Source organism: Thiorhodococcus mannitoliphagus, from assembly GCF_010915725.1.
Taxonomy (GTDB): domain Bacteria; phylum Pseudomonadota; class Gammaproteobacteria; order Chromatiales; family Chromatiaceae; genus Thiorhodococcus; species Thiorhodococcus mannitoliphagus.
The window spans coordinates 1-2,701 of record NZ_JAAIJR010000275.1 but is presented as its reverse complement, the minus strand read 5'-3'; the positions used below and the strand labels follow the sequence as shown (position 1 = coordinate 2,701).

Annotated in this window: 2 protein-coding genes; both read left to right on the top strand. The window is 65.0% G+C overall.

The features are described 5' to 3' along the window. Window positions 1–187 precede the first annotated feature (187 nt). Entirely contained in the window at window positions 188–1,726 is a 1,539-nt protein-coding gene (gene istA / locus G3480_RS26030; protein ID WP_164657109.1) for an IS21 family transposase, read from the top strand. 70 nt (window positions 1,727–1,796) lie between these two features. Continuing rightward, on the top strand, window positions 1,797–2,552 hold the full coding sequence (gene istB / locus G3480_RS26025; RefSeq protein ID WP_164657108.1) for an IS21-like element helper ATPase IstB: 756 nt from the start codon (window positions 1,797–1,799) through the stop codon (window positions 2,550–2,552). Window positions 2,553–2,701 lie beyond the last annotated feature (149 nt).

Here is a 2,701-nt window from a genome sequence, read left to right as displayed (position 1 = left end):
TATTCCGATCCAAACCGGACACCAATCCGACGTCAAAGCGGACAGCATTCCGAGCTGAAAGCGGACACTGATCCGACGCGAATCCGGACAGCATTCCGGTGAATTCGGACAGCCGTCCGAACACGGATCGCGACGCGGGATAACCCAGTAAGCTGCCAACCTTTTGCTGTTGCAAGAGGGAAGGCTCATGCCAAGAGAACGGTTATCCATGCGAAAGATCCACGAAATCCTGCGCCTGAGTTGGGGCGCCCAGCTGTCGTTACGTGCGGTGTCCAAGACGCTCGGTATCGGCAAATCGACGGTGTCAGATTGCTTGAAACGGGCACAGGCAGCGGGGCTGTCCTGGCCACTGCCGGCGGACCTCGACGAGGAGCGTCTGCAGCATCTGCTCTATGCGCAGGAGGCGCGTGCGCCACGCCGCCGTGAGGCGATCGACTGGGCGCGGATCCAGCGCGAGCTGCGCGGCAAGGGCGTAACGCTGTTCCTGCTCTGGCAGGAGTACCGCGAGGAGCATCCCGACGGTTACGCCTACAGCCGCTTCTGCGAACTCTACGCACAGTGGCGCGGGCAGGTCGATGTGGTGATGCGCCAGAGCCATCGCGCCGGCGAGAAGCTGTTCGTCGATTATGCCGGGCAGACGGTAGACATCGTCGATCCCACCAGCGGCGAGGCGCATGCGGCGCAGATCTTCGTCGCCGTCCTGGGCGCCTCGAGCTACACCTACGCCGAGGCGACGCGTACGCAGAACTTGGCCGACTGGATCAGCTCGCACGTTCGCGCCCTGGCCTTCTTCAATGGGGCGCCAGAGATCATCGTCCCGGACAATCTGCGCAGTGGCGTCAGCAAGGCCTGCCGCTACGAGCCGGATCTCAATCCCACCTACCAGGACTTCGCCCGCCACTATGGCGTGGCGGTCATCCCCGCGCGCGTGCGCAAGCCGCGTGACAAGGCCAAGGCCGAGGGCGGCGTGCTGCTGGTCGAGCGCTGGATCCTGGCCCGATTGCGCCACCAGACCTTCTTCTCCTTGGCCGCGCTCAATGCCGCCATCGCCGAGCTGCTCTCGGAGCTGAATGCACGGGCGTTCAAGAAGCTCGAGGGCTCGCGGCACAGCCACTTCGAGGCGATCGACCGCCCGGCGCTGCGTCCCTTGCCCCCTGTCCCTTATGAATACGCCGAATGGCGCAAGGCGCGCGTGGCGCCGAACATCCATATCGAGGTCGAGGGCCACGCTTACTCCGTCCCCCACACCCTGGTGAAGCGTCAGCTCGATGTGCGCCTGACCGCCACCACGGTGGAGGTGCTGCACCAGGGGCAGCGTGTCGCCAGCCATGCCCGCAGTACGCGGCGCGGCGGCTACACCACCGTTGCCGCCCACATGCCCGAGTCCCATCAGCGTTATCTCGACTGGACGCCCGAGCGGCTGTTGCGCTGGGCCGAGCAGCACGGCCCCGCGACGCGCACCTTGATCGAGCGCCTGCTCGCCGCGCGCGCGCATCCCCAGCAAGGCTTCAACGCCGCCTTCGGGGTGCTGCGCCTGGGCAAGGACTACGGCGAGGCGCGCCTGGAGGCCGCCTGTGCCCGGGCGCTGAGCATCGGCACGATCAGCTACAAGAGCCTCGCTTCGATCCTCGCTAAGGGGCTCGATCAGCGCCCACTCCCCAATTCGGCGCCTGAGGCCGACCCTATCGTTCATCCCAATCTGCGCGGCGCCGGCTACTACCACTGACGCCACCACACCACGCCCCGGCTGCGCGCCGGGGATCGTTCCCCAATGCTCCACAAGGAGACTCTCTACGATGTTGCTTCATCCAACCCTTGAACGCCTTCAGCAGCTGCGTCTGTCCGGCATGGCCAACGCCCTCCACGAGCAGTTGCAGCAGCCCGATATCGCCACCTTGAGCTTTGAAGAGCGCCTCGGCCTGCTGCTCGACCGCGAGGCCACCGAGCGTGAGAACCGCCGCCTGCAAACCCGCCTTAAACAGGCCAAGCTGCGCCAGAACGCCGCCGTCGAGGATATCGACTACCGCGCCCCGCGCGGTCTGGACAAGATCCTGATGACCCGCCTCGCGACCGGTCAATGGATCAGCGAACACCTCAATGTCCTGATCACCGGCCCGACCGGCGTCGGCAAGAGCTATCTGGCCTGCGCCTTGGCCAATCAGGCCTGCCGGCTCGGCTACAGTGCTCGCTATCGGCGTCTGCCGCGCCTGCTCGAGGAACTCGGTATCGCCCGTGCCGATGGCCGCTACAGCAAGCTGCTCGCCGAATTGGCCAAAACCGATCTGCTCATCCTCGACGATTGGGGACTGACACCGATGAACAACGAGCAGCGCCGCGATCTGCTCGAGATCCTCGATGATCGCTGCCGCACCCGCTCGACGCTGGTCACCAGCCAGCTCCCCCTCGAGCATTGGCATGAGTACCTCGCCGATCCGACCCTGGCCGACGCCATCCTCGACCGCCTCGTGCATGCCGCCTACACGCTCACGCTGCGCGGCGACTCCATGCGCAAGCGCACCTCAACCTTGACAGCGGAGGCCGTTACACAGTAACAAGAACGTACCCGCATCGTGATCCGACGATCACTGTCCGGTTTCACCGGATTGGGTGTCCGCTTTCCTTCGGACTGACTGTCCGGCTTCGATCGGAACGGCTGTCCGCTTTCCTTCGGACTGGGTGTCCGGTTTCACTGGAATACGCA

Coding starts and splice junctions, on each gene's coding strand:
- istA (WP_164657109.1), top strand. CDS start 188: ATGCCAAGAGAACGGTTATCCATGCGAAAGATCCACGAAATCCTGCGC.
- istB (WP_164657108.1), top strand. CDS start 1,797: ATGTTGCTTCATCCAACCCTTGAACGCCTTCAGCAGCTGCGTCTGTCC.